Below are 19,731 nucleotides of genomic sequence, written 5' to 3'. Positions count from 1 at the left end.
CCTCTTGATCAGGATGCGGGAATGCGAATGGTTTGCCCTACCATAACACGGTCGTTGTTCAGGCCGTTAAACCGCATCAGCTCGCTGACGGATGTCTGGTACTCCCGCGCCAGCGTGGACAGCGTGTCTCCGCGGCGTATTCGGTACTGACTGATACTGCCGCCAATCTTGCCGCTGGCTTTCTGGTGGGCCAGCAAGGTGCCAGGGGGCGGTGTCTTGGCAAAGTAATCGTAAATACCATCAAACACGGCGTTGGCCAGCTTGCGTTGGTAGGCAGAGCTGGCCAGGTTTCGCTCCTCCTGCGGATTGGAGATGAAACCGGCTTCCACCAGCAACGAGGGAATATCCGGTGACTTCAATACCACGAAGGCCGCCTGTTCCACGCCCCGCTTGTGCAGCTTGGTCACGTTTCCGAGCTTGCCCAGAATCGAGCTGCCCACACCGAGGCTGGAGTTGATGCTGGCGGTCATGGAGAGATCCAGCAGCACGCCCGCAAGCATCTCATCGCGCCCATTGAGGGAGACGCCACCGGCGCCACCGATCAGGTCCGAGCGGTTTTCGCTCTGCGCCAGCCAACGTGCGGACTCACTGGTTGCCCCCCGCTCTGACAGGGCGAACACCGACGCGCCGCTGGGTTGCGGCGTGCGGAATGCGTCCGCATGAACGGACACGAACAGATCCGCATTGTGCTTTCTTGCCAGCAAGGTGCGGCTGCGCAGGTCGATGTAGTAATCGCCAGTACGGGTCAGCTTGGCGGTGAATCCCGGATTCTCGTTGATCAGACGCTGCAAGGTCTTGGCCATGGAAAACACCACGTCTTTCTCGCGGGTTCCTCTCGGGCCGATGGCGCCGGGATCTTCACCACCGTGACCGGCATCGATCACCACGACAATGTCGCGCTTGCCATTCGGGTTCTGCGCCACGGTTGGCGTGGCAGGCTTCTGGGTTTTCAGGCCACCCTCATCAATCAGATCAACCACAAGGCGATGGCCGTATTGTTGATTAGGCTCAAGCTGAAAGCTCCGCGGCTTGATGTCGTCCTTGAGGTCCAGCACCACCCGCAGATCATTGCCATTGCGGCGGGCACTGCGGATTCGCTTGATCGGACTGCCCGACAGATCGAGCCCGGAGAAATCGGTTCTCAGGTCGACATTCTTCATGTCGATCACCAGCCGCGCTGGGCCGGTCAGCGAAAAGACGTTGTGGTCCACCTTGGCGGCAGTGTCCAGCACCAGCCGCGTGTGATCGGGAGCAGGCCATAGCCGCACGCCCTCAACGCCCGTAGCGGCCGAAAGCACGGCCGGCCAGGCCAGCAATGTCATCAGCGCTACAGACGCCAGCGATTTTCCCATTGCCTTGATGTCTTTCATACTGCGTACCCGCTTTTTTATCCTGTTCCGCATCGAGGCGGATTATCCTGTTTCAGCACTACTAAAAGCTACCACCAACCTGGCTCCAACATCCGTTCCAGCCACGATATGCGCAAGACGCCCCTTGCCCTCCTGCACCAGGGCAACCGTAAGATCTGCCGTCGGCAGAACCCCCTGCCCCCGCTCCGGCCACTCGATCAGGCACAAGGCGCCGCTCTCGAAGTAATCGCGAATGCCCATGTACTCCAGTTCTTCCGGATCACCCAATCGGTACAGGTCAAAATGATAGGCCGCAGGGCACAAGTGTTCGTAGGGCTCCACCAGCGTGTAAGTGGGGCTTTTGACCGCCCCCACATGCCCCAGGCCGCGGATCAGCCCGCGACTCAGAGTGGTCTTGCCCATGCCGAGGTTACCCTCGAGAAAGATCGTCACGCCCCGGCCTGCCGCTCTGATCAGGCCCGCAAGCCGTTGCCCCAACGCCTCGGTTTCCGCCTCGTCGGCGAGAAAAACCCGGGTCCCGGACTCAGTTGATTGCATAGCCATCATGGTTCCAGTGTTCCCTCGTAGATGTTGAGCTGCTCCGCCTCGGCCAGCACCGACGGCAAAGCGTCAATCACATCGGTCGGCAGCAGGCCCATGTACCCCTTGCTCAGAGTTGCCCGCTGCGCCGCTGCCAGATGCAGGGCTGCGCCCATTCTGGCAGCCGTGGAGGGATTCCCGAACTGGCCGTACAGAGCACCGACGATACCGGCCAGCACATCCCCCATGCCGCCGGTTGCCATACCCGGATTACTCCCACTGACAATGGCTGGCAGCGCTTCCTCACAACCGACCACGGTACCGGCGCCTTTCAGCAGCACCGCGCCACCGTATACCTCGCAAAGTTTCGCCGTCGCCTTGAGCCGGTCAGCTTCAATTTCCGCCACCGGGCAACCCAGCAACCGCGCCGCCTCCCCGGGATGGGGGGTGAGAATGTGGTCGTTCTCCCGAATCGCCACTCGCGAAGCCATCAGATTCAACGCATCGGCATCCAGAACCCGGGGCTTTCCACTGGCCACCACCTGCTGCAACATTTGCTGGCCCCAGGCGCTCTGGCCAATACCCGGACCGCAGACAATCACGTCCGCCGCCTCCGCCAGGGCGGGCAATTCCGACCCATGGATCAGCCCCTGCACCATGATGGAGGGGCACCGCGCCAACGCCGGCGCCGCATGCTCGGGTCGGGTGGCCAGGGTAACCAGGCCGGCGCCGCTGCGGGCCGCCGCCTCAGCCGCCAGGATCCCTGCTCCGCCGAAACCCCGATCACCGGCCACCACCAGCACGTGCCCGAACCGCCCCTTGTGGGCGGTCAGTGGCCGGCGGGGCAGGCTCGCCTGCAGTATCGGCCAGTCAATGCGATGGGCTATTGGCACCTGGCCAGAATGCGCCAACCATGGCTCCGTTCCCAGAGGCTCAAAACAGAGAGCCCCACACACTTCCGGCCCCTGACCCGTGAACAGGCCCGCCTTCAGGCCGATAAAGGTCACGGTAAGATCGGCACGAACCACATCACCCGGCGCCGCACCGGTGGTGGCATTCAACCCGGACGGCAGATCCACCGCCACCACGGGGGCGGGCGAGTGCTGGCATCGCCGGATCATCTCTGCGAACGGTTCCCGGGGCACGCCGGCCACACCCGTACCCAGCATGGCGTCCACAATCAGCGACGCGGACGCGAAGTGCTGATCACGCTCCGAGGCGGACAGCGTTTGCAGGTCCTTGACCTCGACACTGTCACCGCAGGCTTTCTGCCAGGCCCGGCGGGCATCGCCAGACAGTTTCTCCACCGGTGCAACGGCCAGGCAATCAACCGGTATACCGTGGCGCTGGGCGGCCGCTGCCACCAGATACCCGTCACCGCCGTTATTACCGGCGCCACAGAGCACCATAAGCCGGCCTGGCTCGGGCCACCGCTGCATCAACCGGCGGAACACGGCGGCCGCTGCCGACTGCATCAGCCCGAATCCATCAACCCCCTGCTGATCAATCACATAGCGATCAATCTCCCGCACAGCGTCTGCGGAGTACAGGTCTTCTGGTAGACTGTGGCGATCAGTCAGGCGCATACAACCGCGCTCCAGCTAAAGAAATCAGTTTAAGAAAATTGGCCAGATACCTGTAAAGCATAGCAAAACACAGAAAAAGGTCATAACTTAATCAGATTAAAATTCCGTACGCTCACGCTGTTTGCACAAACATGACCGAGAAATCCGCCGAAGCCATTGAAAACCTGCCAGATTCCGTACGCACCTGGGCGCGGGAACTGGGCTTCAATGACGTGGGCATCACCCACCCGGACACCGGTGTGCATGGTGAGCGCCTCAAAAGCTGGCTGGCAAAAGGCTATCACGGCGAGATGGCGTACATGGGTGACCATGGCGACAAACGCTACACGCCCACTTCGCTGGTACCGGGCACCCTGCGGGTGATCTCGGTTCGCATGGATTACCTGGCCGCGCCGGACAACCCGAAACAAGCACTCACTGACCGGGAACGGGCCTATGTCACTCGCTATGCCCTCGGCCGGGACTACCACAAACTGATCCGCAAGCGCCTGGCGACTCTGGCCAAACGCATTGACGAAGCCGTCAGTGGCCACGATCACCGTGCGTTCGTGGACAGTGCGCCGGTTCTGGAACGCGCGCTGGCCCAGCGCGCAGGCCTGGGCTGGATCGGCAAGAACAACATGCTGATTCATCCCAAGGCCGGCTCGTTTTTCTTCCTCGGTGAAATTTTCACCAGCGCGCCGCTGCCAGTGGACGAGCCGTTCGAAACCGATCACTGCGGCAGTTGCAGCGCTTGCCTGGATTTATGCCCCACGGACGCCTTCGCCGGACCACACCAGCTGGATGCCCGCCGCTGCATCAGCTACCTGACCATTGAGCTGAAAGGCAGCATTCCGGAAGAATTCCGCCCCCTGATGGGCAACCGTGTCTTCGGCTGCGACGACTGCCAGCTGGTGTGTCCCTGGAACAAATTCAGCAAACCCAGCCGGGAGCCGGACTTCCAGCCACGCCACGGCCTGAACAACAGCGAGCTGGCCGAGCTGTTCCTGTGGACCGAGGAACAGTTCCTCAAGCGCACCGAAGGCTCTGCCATTCGCCGCACCGGTTACGAGGGCTGGCTACGCAACCTGGCCGTCGGCCTTGGTAACGCTCCCTCCACCATACCGGTGATCGAAGCCCTGAAACAGCGAGCCGATCACCCTTCGGAGATGGTACGGGAACATGTGCAATGGGCCCTGAGACGGCACGGTTTATAGTTTGAAGAAGGTGGCCCGGTAGTGGCGCAGCTCGTCGATGGAGTCGCGAATGTCGTCCAGTGCCAGGTGACTGCCTTTCTTTTTCACACCCGCCAGCACATCCGGCCGCCACCGTCGCGCCAGCTCCTTGATGGTGCTGACGTCGAGATTACGGTAATGAAAAAAGTCTTCCAGTTCCGGCATGTACTTCACCAGAAAACGCCGATCCTGGCCGATGCTGTTGCCGCATAGCGGTGATTTACCCGGCGCCACATACTGTTTCAGGAACTCGATGGTTGCCAGTTCGGCTTCCCGCTCCGAGATTTTGCTGTCTTTCACCCGCTGGGTCAGACCGCTCTGGCCATGGGTCCGGGTGCACCACTCGTCCATGGCGTCCAACAGGCTGTCCGGTTGATGGATAGCGATCACCGGCCCCTCGGCCACCAGGTTCAGTTCCGAGTCGGTGACGATAGTCGCCATCTCGATGATTTTTTCTTTTTCCGGATCCAGACCGGTCATCTCCAGGTCGATCCATACCAGGTTGTTCTCGTCCACCATGCGTAATTCCTCGAAACTGTCGGGTTGGTGCAGGGCACCCGCCAGTGCCCGTAAAGTCAGATACATTCTCAGAGGTTGATGCCGATCGTGCGGGCTGCGATCCTCAGGTTAGCGTATGATGGCACAGCAAAACCTACCCTTCATCAGGATTTCAGCAACTTCTCTATGGCAAAGCGGCGACTGAACAAACAGCAACAATGGCGTATCCAGAAAATTCAGGCGGAACGCACCGCACGGGTTTCGCGGAAGGAAAAGGCCATTGGGGAACTGACGGAAGCCGGCGAGCTGGGGCCCGAACAGCAGGGGCTCATTATTGCTCATTATGGCCAGCAGCTGGACGTAGAAGGGCTGGAAGGTGAACATCGGGGCCAGGTGGTACGCTGTTTTGTACGGGCCAACATTGATGGCCTGGTGACCGGCGACAAGGTGATCTGGCGGCCCGGCAAAAGCGAGACCGGGGTCATTGTTGCCCGTTGTGAGCGCACCAACCTGCTGCAGCGCCCGGACAACTTCGGCGCACTGAAACCCGTAGCCGCGAACATCGACCATATCATTCTGGTGATTGCGCCGGAACCGGAGCCCCACGACAACCTGATTGACCGCTATCTGGTGGCGGCCGAAAGCACCGACATCCCCGTGGTGATCCTGCTGAACAAGACCGATTTGCTGACAGACCGAAACCAACAGGCCATTGATGAGCTGCTGGAGCGCTACGAGACATTGGGCTATGACGTGGTGCGCACCTCCGCAATGGACTCAGGCAGCACGCCTTCCCCACAGGTGGAGGATCTGGTGCGGAACCAGACCAGTGTGTTCGTGGGCCAGTCCGGCGTCGGTAAGTCGTCGATCATCCAGACCTTGCTGCCGGATGAGTTGCTGCGGGTTGGCGCCCTCTCCGAGAGCACGGGCAAAGGCACACACACCACCACCACCGCGAAACTCTTCCATCTGGCGATTGGCGGTGATCTGATTGACTCTCCCGGGATCCGGGAATTCGGCCTGTGGCACATGACACCCCAGGAGCTGGAATATGGCTTTCGGGAAATTCGCGACCTGATCGGCCAGTGCAAGTTCCGCAACTGTCGCCATCTGGGGGATCCGGGCTGCGCCATTGATGCGGCCGCGGAAGAGGGGCGCATCAGCTATCCGCGCCTGAAGAGCTTTCACCGCATTCTCAAAGACATGACCGAGCAACAGGCCCGCGGGCTCAAGCTGGACTGAACACCGCTCGGGTGATTACCAGTTCAGCTCACCCTCAGCCGGTGCCTCGCGCTCCTGCAGCCAGTCACCCTGCTCCAGGCTTTTCATCGCTGCGTCCTGCTCCGCCTCGGTGGGGAGCGTCAGGTCAATCAATGGCTCATCGGATTGACCGGCGGCGTTCTGAATACCATCCGCCGTTTTCTTGTTGAGCACGATAATCGAGATCCGACGATTCACCGGCGCGGTGGCGTCGTCCTTATCAAACAGCACCGAATCACTCAAACCCACAACCCGGGCAATCTGCTGCGAGCGCACACCACCGGCCACCAGCGCCCGGCGTGCCGTGTTGGCGCGATCGGCAGACAGCTCCCAGTTGGTGTACCCGGGACGACCGTTGAACGGTGTTGAATCCGTATGGCCGGTAATGCTGAGCTTATTGTTGACCGCCCCCAGCGGCTTGGCGAGCTCAAACAGGATGTCCTGAGAATAATATTTGAGCTCGGCCCGGCCACTGTCGAACATCGGTCGCTGGGAGCGATCGACGATCTGGACACGCAGGCCTTCGCTAGTCACGTCAATCAGCAGCTGATCCTTGAACTCCTGCAGGGTGTCACTCTGTTCGATGCTTTCCTTGAGGTCCTGGAACAGCTCCTCCATCTGCCGCTGCTCGAGCGTTTCCGCCAGCTCTTCGACCACCTGATCCTCAATCTGGATGTCGCTCCGCTCGACATCCTGGGTGCTTTCGTTGATCACAGAGGCACTGCCTTCTAGATCCACCGGGTTGGGCGATCCTCCCTCGGTGAACCCGATCGGATCCTTGAAATACCCTTCCACCGCAAGCTTCTGCTCCGGCGTTGCGGTCGCTGTCAGCCATAACACCAGAAAGAACGCCATCATGGCGGTGGCAAAGTCGGCAAAAGCCACTTTCCAGGAGCCGCCGTGATGGCCCCCGACAACCTTCTTCTTGCGTTTGACGATGATCGGTTGTTCTTCCACTAACCTGCTCCAACAGCCCGGGGGTCGTTACGTCGGCTTCGTTACGTCAGCTACGTTATTTCGAGCGCACGTGGTCGTTGAGCTCCTGGAACCCGGGCCGCTTGTCGGTGGGCAATGCCTTGCGCCCGAACTCGATGGCCATCTGCGGCGCCTGTCCGGACACGGTGGCGACAACCGAGGCTTTCACACATTCGTAGGCTTTCAATTCGTACTTTGCGGCATGTTCCAGGGCAATCGACGTCGGCCCCACAAACCCGTAGCCCATCCAGATACCGAGAAAGGTACCGACCAGCGCCGCTGCGACGCTCAGGCCGATCTTTTCCGGGCCTTCGGTCAGAAAGTTCATGGTGATCACGATACCCAGCACCGCGGCTACGATACCCAGCCCCGGCAGGGCGTCGGCAATCTTGTTAACCGCATGGGCAGGCTCTTCCAGCTCATGCTGGCGGCTGTCGATCTCGTTTTCCATCATGCCCTCCAGCTCATGGGTCGCCATGTTGCCGGAGCTGATAATGCGCAGATAGTCAGTGATGAACGACAACAGGTGCTTGGATTTCATGATGGCCGGGTATCGTGAAAAGATCTGGCTGGATTCGGGGTCGTCGATATCCTCCTCGATGGCCATCACACCCTGCTTGCGGGACTTATCAAAGATGTCGTATAGCAGGCTGAGCAGGTCCACATAGAATGCTTTGTTGTAGGGCGACCCTGTCAGCAGCCGCAGACAGGCCTGAAACACCTCTTTCACCGTGTGCAGCGGGTTGGAGATGATGAAGGAGCCGACCGCCGCACCCCCGATGATCAGAATTTCAGTGGGCTGCCACAACACCGCAAGGTTTCCGCCGTGAAGCACGTAACCGCCAAGAACACTCGCAATGACTACAACCGCACCGATAATCAGCAACATGGGGGGAGCACACGCCTTATGTAGTGGTTTTACCTGACCCGATCATAGCAAGCACCGGGTCCAACCGAGAAGCGGTGAAACAATTTCTATACACGCCGCTGTATTTGGTAAACTTCGCGCCTTTGAGCGCAAAGGAACCCGTTTCATGTTCGACAAGCTTTTTGTTCTGAGCCAGTACGTCACCCCGCAACTGGCGCTTTCCCGGCTTGCCGGCCGCCTCGCGGACAATGACCGGTCGCCGGCGCTCAAGAACCGCGTCATTCGATGGTTTATCGGCCGCTACGGCGTAAACATGAGCGAAGCGCTGGAATCGGAGCCGGAAGCCTACCCCAGCTTCAACGCCTTCTTCACCCGCGCCCTCAAACCGGGCCTGAGACCAGTGGACAGCGGCAGTTCGGTTCTGGTCAGCCCGGTGGATGGCGCCATCAGCCAGCTCGGCCGGGTTACCGGTGACCGCGTTTTTCAGGCCAAAGGCCAGTCGTTCAGTCTCACCGAGTTGCTGGGCGGTGACGATGCGCGCGCGGAAGCGTTTACCGAAGGGGAATTTGCCACTATTTACCTATCGCCTAAGGACTACCACCGCATCCACATGCCCCTGGCCGGCCGGCTACGGGAGATGGTCTACGTGCCCGGCAAGCTGTTCTCGGTGAACCCGGTGACGGCGGAAAACGTTCCCAACCTGTTCGCCCGTAACGAGCGGGTGGCCTGCATTTTTGACACCGATGCCGGCCCGATGGCGCTGGTGCTGGTCGGGGCGATGATCGTGGGCAGCGTTGAAACCATCTGGGGTGGCGTGGTGGCGCCGGGAACCGGCCTGGTCACCAGTACCCGTTACGACGATGACCAGCCTGCCATTCAATTCGAGAAAGGCGAGGAAATGGGCCGATTCCGGCTGGGCTCCACCGTGGTACTGGTCATGCCCAAAGGCGCGGTTGCATGGAATGACGACGAGGCACCGGGTAAAACGGTGCGCATGGGCGAAGCCTTTGGCACCACCGGATCCTGAATCCTTCCACCCGCCCAGCCCCCTCGACATCGACTCCGGTTGCGGCCGGAGTCAGGCGATTTCCAGCGGAAAGGCCACCACGTCAGCAATGTTGTTGCTGCCCAATTTCAGCATCAGCAGCCTGTCCAGTCCCAGAGCCACACCGGCACAGTCGGGAACACCGGCCTCAAGAGCCGCCAGCAACGCAGAATCCACTGCCATTTCCGGTTTGCCGGCCAATCGGCGAACCCGGTTGTCTTCGTCAAACCGCCGACGCTGCTCGATGGCATCGGTGAGCTCCCAATAGCCGTTGCATAGCTCGACCCCACCCACGTAGAGCTCGAACCGGTGGGCCTGACGGACACCATCAAGCTCGCTGACTTTCGCCAGGGCCGCCTGGGATTCCGGGTAAGCGGTGATAAACACCGGTCCGAATCCCGCCAGCGCGGGTTCCACCAGATAACTCATCAGCAGATCCAGGCAACCGTCGCGCCCGAGTGTCAGGGTTTGCTCCGGCGCCAGCCACTGCTCGCAACGCCGCCTCAGTTCGGTGTCCGCAACCCGGAACGGATCGACACCGGCGAACCGCTCAAGGGCGTCGCGATAGCTCAGAACCCTCGGGCGCTCGCAGCCGAGCCAGCCCACCACCAGGTCGCTGACCTCCGCCATCAGGTCGGTATCTGTAAACCCGGGTCGGTACCATTCCAGCAGGGAGAACTCCGGATTATGACGGGAACCCCGCTCACCGTCGCGGAACACCCGGGCAACCTGATAGATAGGGCCTGACCCGGCAGCCAGCAACCGCTTCATGTGGTATTCCGGGGACGTCTGTAGCCAGCCACCGCCGCTGGCTCCAGCCACCGGTGCCGCGTTGGCCGCAATACCATCGAGGTTGGGGTCGGTTACGCCGTGGCGCCCCAGCACCGGCGTTTCCACTTCCAGCACGCCCCGTTGCGCAAAAAAGCCGCGCAACCAGGCTAACTGGCTTGCGCGGCTTTTCAGGGCACCCAGCGAGGCACGTGGCTGCCACTCCGGTGCATCAGTCACGGGATCAACCTAGCTGCTCTTGACGCGGTTAACATACTCACCGGAACGGGTATCCACCTTCAGCACTTCGCCGATGGTGATGAACAGCGGGACGTTAACAACAGCACCGGTAGACAGCGTGGCCGGCTTGGAACCGCCCTGGGCGGTATCGCCTTTCATGCCCGGATCGGTATCAACCACTTCCAGCTCCACAAAGTTGGGAGGGCTCACGGTGAGCGGCGCACCGTTATAAAGGGTCACCGTGTAAACGTCCTGCTCTTTCAGCCACTTTACGGTATCACCCACCGCTTTGGCGTCTGCCGGGTATTGCTCGAACGAGCCATCCGTCAGCATGAAATGCCAGAACTCGCCATCGGTATACAGGTATTCCATGTCCTGCTCGATTACATCGGCGGATTCCAGACTTTCGCCCGATTTGAACGTGCGCTCCCACACCCGGTTGCTCATCAGGTTACGCAGTCGTACCCGGTTAAAGGCCTGGCCTTTGCCCGGTTTGACGAATTCGTTCTCAAGAATCACGCAGGGGTCGCCATCCAGCAAAACCTTAAGACCGCCGCGGAATTCGTTGGTAGAATATGAAGCCATGAAATGTCCACCTGAAAAGATGCAATTAAAATTTCAAAGGTCGCTATGATACAGCGAACCCCCACCCGTATAGAAGCCCGCCCGGCCGATAACGACTCCGCCAGCTGGCAGCAGTTGTTATCCGGGGCCATCACCTCACCGACGGCGCTGCTGGAACGGCTGGACCTGGACCCCCGACTGTGGCTGCAGGGCGCAGAGGAGGGTCATCGCCTGTTTGCCATACGGGTTCCGGAGCCCTACCTGAGCCGGATAACACGGGGAAACCCTCAAGACCCTCTGTTACGCCAGGTGCTGCCCCTCAGTGAAGAAGGCGTTCTGGCAGACGGCTATGTCTCGGATCCGTTGCAGGAAGTGGGCGCCTCGGAAACCACCGGCCTGATCCGAAAATATCAGAGCCGCGCACTGCTCATGGTGACCGGTCAGTGCGCCATCAATTGCCGCTACTGCTTTCGCCGCCATTTCCCTTATGATGAACATCGATTGTCACCGCTTGACCGCGATCGCGTGATCGATACCCTGCGGCAGGATACCCGGATCAATGAGGTGATCTTCAGCGGTGGCGACCCCCTGGTAGCCAGTGACCGGCTGCTGGCAGCCTGGACGGCGGCCATCGGCGAGATTCCCCATATCCGCCGCTTGCGGATCCACACGCGCCTGCCGGTGGTCATTCCGCAACGGGTTTGCGATTCATTATTGGCCTGGCTGTCCGAAACCCGTCTTCAGACCGTGATTGTGCTGCACATCAATCACCCGGCGGAGCTGGATCTGGCCACACGATTGGCGTTGGCGAGGCTGCGGGCCGCAGGGGCCACTCTGCTGAACCAGAGCGTCATTCTCCGGGGCGTCAATGACAACGCCGAGGTTCTGACCGAGCTCAGCGAGGCGCTGTTTGAGGCGGGGGTTATGCCGTATTACCTCCATGCCTTCGATCCGGTTGCAGGCGCGCATCATTTTGATGTGAGTGATGACGCCGCCCGGGCCCTGGTGCGCACAATGCTTGCCAGTCTGCCGGGCTTTCTGGTGCCAAAGCTGGTCCGCGAGATTCCCGGCAAAGCCGGCAAGACCCCCATCGACCTGTTTGCGTGACCTTTTTTGGCAAAGCTGGCCCAGAATCACTTGTGAAACTTTGTGAACTCGTGATTTTCTCGCTTTTTGTTCTGCCTTTGCTATTTTAAAGTTCAAATTGTCCTACGATAAAAACCTGTATTCACGGCGTTTTCCGATTTAACGGGCAAAACCCTCGGCAGCCGTATATGACAACACTCAGGGTCCCGGTTGTGGCCCATACAATTGGCGCGTACTCATGGAAGGAATGACTCTGAAACCGGATCTCCGGGTTCCTGATCAGAAAACGGCAAGTCTCTCATTTTGCGAGACGTCTCCAAAAGCGTTCCGGGACTGGATCAACCAGCTACCAATGGCCAACATCGGCGAGTCGTCCCGCCAGCTCTATCACGCCATCATCGAGCTGAACCACCTGTTTGTCCCGGCTCAGCAGCGCCTGCAGTTTCTGGAGCTGATCCGCCCTAAAATCCACTTTGTCTGTGCGGAGCTGTCCCGTCACTACCTCGGCATGGCGGTAGCACTGCCAGAGAAACATAAAAAAATCGCCAATCTGTCCCAGGCCCTGCAACTGCACTGCGCCAGCGGTTACAAGCTGTGCGTACTGGAGTTTCTCGATAACGGCGGCCTCGACAAAAACCGCAAAGGCGTCGCCACGTCGGTGCACCGGGCCATCTCGGAACTGGCCGCCACCATTGTCAGGGCACATCAGCTCTACTGTCCCAGCCCGTCGCACAGCTGGCTGGAGTGCCACCGGCTGTTCCGGTTCGCCCACCGCAACAAGCTGGCCACGGTGACGGTGGACGACGCAACCCTTGTGCACCGCCGCAGCAGCACGGTTGAAGACAGCTACAAGCGGATCCTGTTGCTGGGCTGCGCCCGGGCTAACCAGCTGCGACAGAACGAGCTGCTGCAAACCTACGAGCTGTTCGAAACCTGGACCGAGCACACCCAGTGCGGCCCGGATCTCGACGACAGCCTGTTTGCCGTCAACATGGAACGTGATGCACCACCGGTTTACCGCAGCCTGCTTGAGCAGAAACCCGGCGCAGACACCTTCGGCTTTGATACTCGGAAGTTGTCCCGCATGCTGGCAGAAGGGCTCCACGCCGGAACCGATGCCAAAAGCGCCGCCACGGCGCTGCAGTTGCCGCCCCGCGCCAGCGAGACTCTGCTCACCCACCTGTGTCAGGCCCTCGGCATTTTGGCCAAACGCAATTTCAACCGTATTTCCAGCCAGGGCACGCTCGAACTCTGTGTCGGCCTGACCGCTGCGCACTATTTCATCGCCGGCAAGAAACATTTCAGTGAATTTGTCAGTGGCCACGACAACGGCGGTAACCGCGAGAGCAATCTGTTCATGCGCTCTTCCCACGCGGATGACGCCTGGGCCGGAGCGCACGATGCGGCACCGGCGGATGATCGCATGCACGCTTCCGACGCCCCCATCAATTTCCGTGGCAGCCACGGTCAGGTGCCCCAGACCGGATCCGACAAGGCGGCTCCCCGGTCCCACCGGGCACTGCTGGTTAACACCAGCCCCGGGGGCTACTGCGTAGCCTGGGAAAGCAATGTACCATCGTCATTGCAGACCGGAGAGATTCTCGGAGTGCGGGAGCAGTCCACCCATCCCTGGAGCGTGGCAGTTGTTCGCTGGATACGACAGGTCCGCAGCCAGGGCACGCAGATCGGCATCGAGCTGCTGGCACCCAGCGCCTCCCCCTGTGGCGTGCGACTGATCCAGAAAATCGGCAACAGCAGCGAGTTTCTGCGAGGTCTGTTGCTACCGGAGATCAGTGTGGCTAACCAGGCTGCTACACTGATAACACCGAGGCTCCCTTTTCAGTCCGGTAGCCGGATCTCTCTGCTTCATGATGGCCGCGAAGACAACGGCCAGTTGTTGCAGAAGCTGTCGGCCACCGGCAGCGTCAGCCAGTTTGAGCTCAAACTGATGAATTCCGGCACCACCGGCAGCAGTACCGCGCCTCCGGCGGCCGGCTCCAGCGGGGATGAATTTGACTCTCTGTGGCCCTCGCTGTAGCTTCAGCACCTCCGGTGCCGTCGTCGGGGAGGCACTGTCCACGCCTATCACGAGACGTCTGACGAATGCAGAAAAAGAACACGACCGTACACCTTCTGATCCTGGATCCATCACAGAACGACGCCGAGTCGCTGGTCAGTCTGCTGAGGAATTCCGGAAAAGCCACGCGGGCCCATCGCATTACGTCCGAAGAAGACCTGGAAGAAACGCTGAAGAGCGGAAGCTGGGATCTGCTCCTGGCCCGCGACATCGAGCAGGAATTCAGCGCTGACGATGCCCTCGCGATGATCCATCGCCTCGACAAGGACATTCCTTTCGTTCTGCTGACCGATGAGTACAGCCGCGAACGAACCGTCGCGGTGATGCGGGCTGGCGGCCAGGACACCGTGCCGTTCGATTACACCGACCAACTGGTGCTGGTGGTTAACCGCGAATTGGCCGCTCTCGAGGGGCGCCGCCGGAGGCGGACACTGGAATCTCATCTGCGAGAAGCAGAGCAGCGCTGCCAGCTGCTGTTGGAAAGCTCGAAAGACGCCATTGCCTACATTAACGATGGCATGCACATCTACGCCAACCAGTCGTACATGGAATTCCTCGGCTACGACGATATCGATGACCTGATCTGCATTCCGGTGCTCGACACCCTCAACCCCGAAAGTCAGGACAAATACCGGGAATTTATGAAGGCGTTCACCGAGAGCGGTGAAGACGGCATGACCCTTAACTGTGTTGCCCGTCGCAGCGATGACCACGAACTGAACGTGGTCATGTCGGTGTCCGCCGCGACCTACGACGGTGAGCTCTGCACCCAGATCGTATTGCAACCGGAGCACAGTGATGCGGAACTGGAAGAGAAGCTGCGCCAGATCAGTAGCCAGGATTTGCTGACCGGTCTGTACAATCGCCAGCATCTGATGGATGCGCTAGGCCAAGCGGTGGCCAAAGCCGGCAGGGACAATGAGACTGGCGCGCTGGCGTACATCGCGCTGGACAATTTCATGAGCCTGAAAGGTCAGGTAGGCATTGCCGGCGCGGATCTGCTGCTGGGCGACCTGGCTAACATTCTTCGCGAACACGCACCAGACAACGCTATTCTGGCGCGCCTGAGCGATGACGCCTTCTGCCTGCTCTGCCAGCCCGGCGATGACAAGGCGCTGGCAGCCGAGTGCAAGCGCCTCTGCAAGGCCGTTGAGGATCACCTGTTTGAAATCAACGGGCGCACGGTGCAACTTACCCTCAGCATCGGCGTTGCCGCCATTACCGAGAATTCGCCCAAGGCACCCGATGTCATGGGGCGTGCCCACACGGCCTCGTCAGAGCTCAAGAAGACAGAGGGCCACGCCAATGGCAACGGCGTGCTGATTTACAACCCTGCTGACTACGAAACGCTGGATGAAGGCAACTCAGCAGAGGCCATCCAGCAAGCACTGGATGAAAACCGCTTCCGCCTGCTGTTCCAGCCAATCATCAATCTGCGTGGTGAGGGCGAAGAACACTACGAGGCTCTGGTTCGAATGCTGGACAAGGATGGCGAAGAGGTCTCTCCGTACGACTTCCTGCCGCCCGCGGGTCCCACGGACATGTCCATCAAGATCGATCGCTGGGTCATCCTGCAAACCATCAAGCAATTGTCCAGCCACCGCTCACGGGGGCACGACACCCGGCTGTTCCTCAACATCACCGGCGAAACCCTGGAAGACAAAACCTTCACGCCCTGGCTCAGTGTCGCTCTAAAGGCTGCGAGACTTCCTGGTGACTCGCTGATTTTCCAGATCCGTGAGAGCGATGCCAACAACTTCATGAAACAGGCCAAGGAGTTTGCCAAGGCGGTTCACGAGCTGCATTGCAAGGTGTCGATCAGCCAGTTCGGATGTGCACTGAACCCGTTCAACACCCTCAAGCACATTGAAGTGGACTACGTGAAGATCGACGGCTCGTTCACCGAAGAGATCCAGAAAAGCGAGGAAGCCAAAACAGAGGTCAAGGAAATGGTCAAGAGCCTGCAAAGCTCGGACAAACTGACCATCATTCCGCTGGTGGAAAACGCGGGTGTGCTCGCCACCCTGTGGCAGGCGGGCGTGAACTACATTCAGGGTTACTATCTGCAGGCACCGGTTCCGGAAATGAACTATGACTTCGGGGATCACTGACGCGCAGGATCCCCTCCCGTCAATGATCCGTTACTGATCCTCGCTTTCGCGGTATCCGATCAGATAGAGAATGGCGTCCAGACCGAGCGTGGATATCGAGTGTCGGGCTGATTCCTTGACCACCGGTTTGGCACGAAACGCCACTCCCAGCCCGGCCTGGCTGAGCATGGGCAGGTCGTTGGCGCCATCTCCCACCGCAATCACCTGCTCACGGGAAATGTGCTCCCGCTCCGCGATTTCCAGCAGCAGTTCCGCCTTGCGTTTGCCGTCCACAATCTGGCCGGATACGCGGCCGGTTACCTTGCCGTTCTCGATTTCGAGCTCGTTGGCGTGGATGTAGTCAATACCGAGGTTACGCTGCAGGTGGCGGGCAAAATAGGTAAAGCCTCCTGACAGGATCGCGGTGCGATAGCCCAGGGACTTGAGGCGGCGGATCAGATGCTCAGCGCCCTCGGTCATCTTCAACCGGGCGGCGATTCCTTCCAGTACCGACTCGTCCAGGCCCTTGAGCAACGCCAGTCGCTCGGCAAAGCTCTGGCTGAAATCCAGCTCGCCCTGCATGGCACGCTCGGTGATCTCGGCTACTTGGTCGCCCACGCCGGCCTCGCGGGCAAGCTCGTCAATCACTTCGGCTTCAATCAGGGTGGAGTCCATATCGAAAACCACAAGCCGGCGATTGCGACGAAAGATGGAATCCTCCTGAAAGGCAATGTCGACGTTCATTTCACCGGCGATATGCAGAAAATCTGCCCGCAGCTGCTCGAGATCCGATGGGGTGCCGCGCACCGAGAACTCGACACAGGCGATGCGGTTCTCCGCCGGATTCAGCGACGGTCGCGCGGACAGGCGGCTGATGTTGTCGATGTTCAGCCCGTGGCGGGCAGTGATCGCCGACACTCTGGCGATCTGCTCAGCCTTGATGTCCCTGGACAACAACGTCACGATGTAACAGGCGCGATTTCTGGCGGCGGCCCAGGTCTGGTATTCCTGCTCGGTGATCGGGGCAAAGCGTACCTGAAGATCCAGCGCATGAAGGCGGAACAGCAGGTCACGAATCACCGGAGAGGATTTGGACGCATCTGGAATCTCGATCAGGATGCCCCAGGTGAGGTGATCGTGAATCACCGCCTGGCCGATATCCAGAATGCGGACATCGTATTGCCCCATAATGCCAGTGATTTCCGAGGTGAGCCCGGGTTTGTCACGCCCGGACACGTTGATCAGGACCAATTCACTCACTGTCGGTGAACTCCTCTTCGGTGACCGTTCCGGCAGCCGGAATCACGTCAATGCCGTCCACCCGCTGCAACCCGCGGGGGAGTTTGTGGCCCCGGCGGCCACGCTCGCCCAGATAGTGCTCCAGGTCACGGAACTGCAGTCCCATCTTGCGCTTGCCGGCGCGAATCTCAAGGTTGTCATCCTCGGCGAACACCACTACCGCAACCACGTACTCCTCACGGTTCTGAACCCTCGCCGAGGGAATACTGATGAGTTTGTTGCCCTTGCCTTTGGCCAGTTCAGGCAGTTCATTGAGCGGGAACACCAGCATCCGCCCCTCGTTGGAAATCGCACCGAGGAACAACGGCTTGTCGGTCGCGGGCACCACCACTGGCGGCATAATCCTGGCGCCTTTGGGCACACTGACCACGGCCTTGCCGTTGCGGTTCTTGCTGATCATGTCCTCCAGCGAAGTGACGAATCCGTACCCGCCGTCAGTCACCAGCAGAACCTTGCGGGAGGGATCGCCCATCAACAGGCCCGAGAAGGTTGCACCCGAAGGCGGATTGATGCGCCCGGTCAACGGCTCGCCCTGCCCACGGGCCGACGGCAGACTGTGCGCCATCAATGAATAGGCCCGTCCGGTCGAGTCGAGGAAAATCGCCTGCTGGTTGTTACGCCCTCTGGCGGCCATGGCGAAACGGTCGCCGGACTTGTAACTCAATCCCTCCGGCTCGATGTCATGCCCCTTGGCTGCCCGCACCCAGCCCTTGTCCGACAGCACCACCGTGACGGGGTCGTTGGACACCAGGTCCAGATCACTGAAGGCGCGGGCCTCCTCACGCTCAACGATCGGGGAGCGACGGTCATCGCCGTAGGTTTGCGCATCGGCCAGCAATTCGGATTTGATCAGTTCGCGCAAACGCGTTTCTGATCCGAGAATGGACTGCAGCTCGTCACGCTCGGCGGACAGTTCGTCCTGCTCACCGCGGATCTTCATTTCCTCAAGCTTGGCCAGGTGGCGCAGCTTCAGCTCCAGAATGGCCTCCGCCTGATCCGGCGACAGCCCGAAGCGCGACATCAGCTCGGCCTTGGGCTTGTCCTCGTTGCGGATGATTTCGATCACCTCATCGATGTTCAGATAGGCAATCAGCAAACCTTCCAACAGGTGCAGCCGCGCCAGCACCTTGTCGAGGCGGTATTGCAGGCGGCGGGTCACGGTAGTGCGGCGGAAGCTCAACCACTCCGTCAGCATCGTTTTCAGGCCCTTGACGGCGGGCCGGCCATCGTTGCCGATGACGTTGATGTTAACCCGGTAGGTTTTCTCCAGATCGGTGCTGGCAAACATGTGCGCCATCAGCCCATCCAGATCCACCCGATTGGAGCGCGGCACAATCACCAGGCGAGTCGGGTTTTCATGATCTGACTCATCCCGCAGATCCGCCACCATCGGCAGCTTCTTCGCCTGCATCTGCTGGGCAATCTGTTCCAGCACCCGGGCACCGGACACGTGGTGAGGCAGATCAGTAATCACAATCTCACCGCTGTCCCGCATCCATTTGGCGCGCATGCGCAGGGAGCCGCGACCGGTCTCATACATCTGGCGGATGTCTTTTCGCGGCGTAATGATTTCCGCCTCGGTGGGAAAATCCGGACCTTTAACGTGTTCACACAGGTCGTCAACGGTGGCCTCGGGCTCATCGAGCAGGCGAATACAGGCCGCCGTCACTTCACGCACGTTGTGGGGCGGGATGTCGGTGGCCATACCCACCGCGATGCCGGTGGTGCCATTAAGCAGAACGTGAGGCAACCGCGCCGGCAACACCGACGGCTCATCCATGGTGCCATCAAAGTTCGGCACCCAGTCGACGGTACCCTGGCCCAACTCGCTCAGCAGCACATCGGCAAAGGCCGCCAGCCGGGATTCTGTATACCGCATTGCGGCGAAGGACTTGGGATCGTCCGGAGAGCCCCAGTTACCCTGACCATCCACCAGCGGATAGCGATAGGAGAACGGCTGGGCCATGAGCACCATGGCCTCATAGCAGGCGCTGTCACCGTGCGGGTGAAACTTACCCAGTACATCACCCACGGTGCGGGCAGACTTCTTGTACTTGGAGGTAGACTTGAGACCCAGTTCCGACATGGCGTAAACAATGCGCCGCTGAACCGGCTTGAGACCGTCACCCACGTTCGGGAGCGCACGATCAAGGATGACGTACATGGAATAATCGAGGTAGGCCTTTTCCGTGTAGTCCCTCAGCGAAACCCGCTCAAAGCCTTCGTCCGTCGTCTGAAACTCTGGCATGGATGCCTCTTTTTACCTGTTGTG

16 protein-coding genes are annotated in these 19,731 nt (G+C 60.1%); 6 read left to right on the top strand and 10 right to left on the bottom strand.

The window, feature by feature from the left end; genetic code table 11:
- Window positions 1-8 precede the first annotated feature (8 nt).
- From R0125_RS03890 to R0125_RS03880, 3 genes are read right to left on the bottom strand one after another with little or no spacing between them, the layout of a single operon-like run.
- On the bottom strand, window positions 9-1,352 hold the full coding sequence (locus R0125_RS03890; protein ID WP_410797589.1) for an N-acetylmuramoyl-L-alanine amidase: 1,344 nt from the start codon (window positions 1,350-1,352) through the stop codon (window positions 9-11).
- Between the two features lie 60 nt (window positions 1,353-1,412).
- Entirely contained in the window at window positions 1,413-1,907 is a 495-nt protein-coding gene (gene tsaE / locus R0125_RS03885; RefSeq protein ID WP_248182866.1) for a tRNA (adenosine(37)-N6)-threonylcarbamoyltransferase complex ATPase subunit type 1 TsaE, read from the bottom strand.
- Between the two features lie 5 nt (window positions 1,908-1,912).
- Window positions 1,913-3,475 (bottom strand): NAD(P)H-hydrate dehydratase, encoded by a 1,563-nt coding sequence (locus R0125_RS03880; protein WP_248182864.1) that lies wholly within the window; start codon window positions 3,473-3,475, stop codon window positions 1,913-1,915.
- Between the two features lie 131 nt (window positions 3,476-3,606).
- On the opposite strand from R0125_RS03880, the gene queG reads away from it, so the two are divergent.
- On the top strand, window positions 3,607-4,671 hold the full coding sequence (gene queG, locus R0125_RS03875; protein WP_317237209.1) for a tRNA epoxyqueuosine(34) reductase QueG: 1,065 nt from the start codon (window positions 3,607-3,609) through the stop codon (window positions 4,669-4,671).
- Here the strand turns inward: queG and orn are convergent.
- The gene (orn, locus tag R0125_RS03870; protein WP_317237954.1) at window positions 4,666-5,208 is read right to left on the bottom strand and encodes an oligoribonuclease; all 543 of its coding nucleotides are present in this window, start codon (window positions 5,206-5,208) and stop codon (window positions 4,666-4,668) included. The genes queG and orn overlap by 6 nt on opposite strands.
- A gap of 165 nt (window positions 5,209-5,373) precedes the next feature.
- Here orn and rsgA point away from each other — a divergent pair, with 165 nt between their 5' ends.
- Window positions 5,374-6,429, top strand: a complete 1,056-nt coding sequence (gene rsgA, locus R0125_RS03865; RefSeq protein WP_317237208.1) for a small ribosomal subunit biogenesis GTPase RsgA — start codon at window positions 5,374-5,376, stop codon at window positions 6,427-6,429.
- 15 nt (window positions 6,430-6,444) lie between these two features.
- Here rsgA and motB read toward each other — a convergent pair whose 3' ends face one another.
- Window positions 6,445-7,404, bottom strand: a complete 960-nt coding sequence (gene motB / locus R0125_RS03860) for a flagellar motor protein MotB (protein WP_248182861.1) — start codon at window positions 7,402-7,404, stop codon at window positions 6,445-6,447.
- Between the two features lie 55 nt (window positions 7,405-7,459).
- A complete protein-coding gene (gene motA, locus R0125_RS03855; protein ID WP_248182860.1) occupies window positions 7,460-8,311 on the bottom strand; it encodes a flagellar motor stator protein MotA in 852 nt (283 codons plus the stop codon).
- Between the two features lie 145 nt (window positions 8,312-8,456).
- Here motA and asd point away from each other — a divergent pair, with 145 nt between their 5' ends.
- Window positions 8,457-9,317 carry an archaetidylserine decarboxylase gene (asd, locus tag R0125_RS03850; protein WP_317237206.1) on the top strand — a complete coding sequence of 287 codons (861 nt, stop codon included), beginning with the start codon at window positions 8,457-8,459 and terminating at the stop codon, window positions 9,315-9,317.
- Between the two features lie 51 nt (window positions 9,318-9,368).
- On the opposite strand, the gene epmA is transcribed toward asd, so the two are convergent.
- A complete protein-coding gene (gene epmA, locus R0125_RS03845) occupies window positions 9,369-10,343 on the bottom strand; it encodes an EF-P lysine aminoacylase EpmA (RefSeq protein ID WP_317237205.1) in 975 nt (324 codons plus the stop codon).
- Window positions 10,344-10,352: 9 nt separating this feature from the next.
- On the bottom strand, window positions 10,353-10,928 hold the full coding sequence (efp, locus tag R0125_RS03840; protein WP_248182853.1) for an elongation factor P: 576 nt from the start codon (window positions 10,926-10,928) through the stop codon (window positions 10,353-10,355).
- 45 nt (window positions 10,929-10,973) lie between these two features.
- On the opposite strand from efp, the gene epmB reads away from it, so the two are divergent.
- From epmB to R0125_RS03825, 3 genes are all read left to right on the top strand, one after another.
- Window positions 10,974-12,014, top strand: a complete 1,041-nt coding sequence (gene epmB, locus R0125_RS03835; protein WP_317237204.1) for an EF-P beta-lysylation protein EpmB — start codon at window positions 10,974-10,976, stop codon at window positions 12,012-12,014.
- Window positions 12,015-12,231: 217 nt separating this feature from the next.
- Entirely contained in the window at window positions 12,232-14,031 is a 1,800-nt protein-coding gene (locus tag R0125_RS03830) for a GTPase (RefSeq protein WP_317237203.1), read from the top strand.
- A 65-nt stretch (window positions 14,032-14,096) separates the two neighbouring features.
- Window positions 14,097-16,181, top strand: a complete 2,085-nt coding sequence (locus R0125_RS03825) for an EAL domain-containing protein (protein WP_248182846.1) — start codon at window positions 14,097-14,099, stop codon at window positions 16,179-16,181.
- Between the two features lie 30 nt (window positions 16,182-16,211).
- Here the strand turns inward: R0125_RS03825 and serB are convergent, their stop codons facing one another.
- Together serB and parC are read right to left on the bottom strand one after the other, a co-directional pair.
- Window positions 16,212-17,420 carry a phosphoserine phosphatase SerB gene (gene serB, locus R0125_RS03820; protein ID WP_317237202.1) on the bottom strand — a complete coding sequence of 403 codons (1,209 nt, stop codon included), beginning with the start codon at window positions 17,418-17,420 and terminating at the stop codon, window positions 16,212-16,214.
- Window positions 17,413-19,707, bottom strand: a complete 2,295-nt coding sequence (gene parC, locus R0125_RS03815) for a DNA topoisomerase IV subunit A (protein WP_317237201.1) — start codon at window positions 19,705-19,707, stop codon at window positions 17,413-17,415. Before parC ends, serB begins: the two co-directional genes overlap by 8 nt.
- Between the last annotated feature and the right edge of the window lie 24 nt (window positions 19,708-19,731).

It is taken from the genome of Marinobacter sp. M-5 (genome assembly GCF_032911545.1).
GTDB lineage: Bacteria > Pseudomonadota > Gammaproteobacteria > Pseudomonadales > Oleiphilaceae > Marinobacter > Marinobacter goseongensis.
Note: the sequence above shows the minus strand (reverse complement) of the source record. Positions and strands in the feature narration are given on the sequence as shown.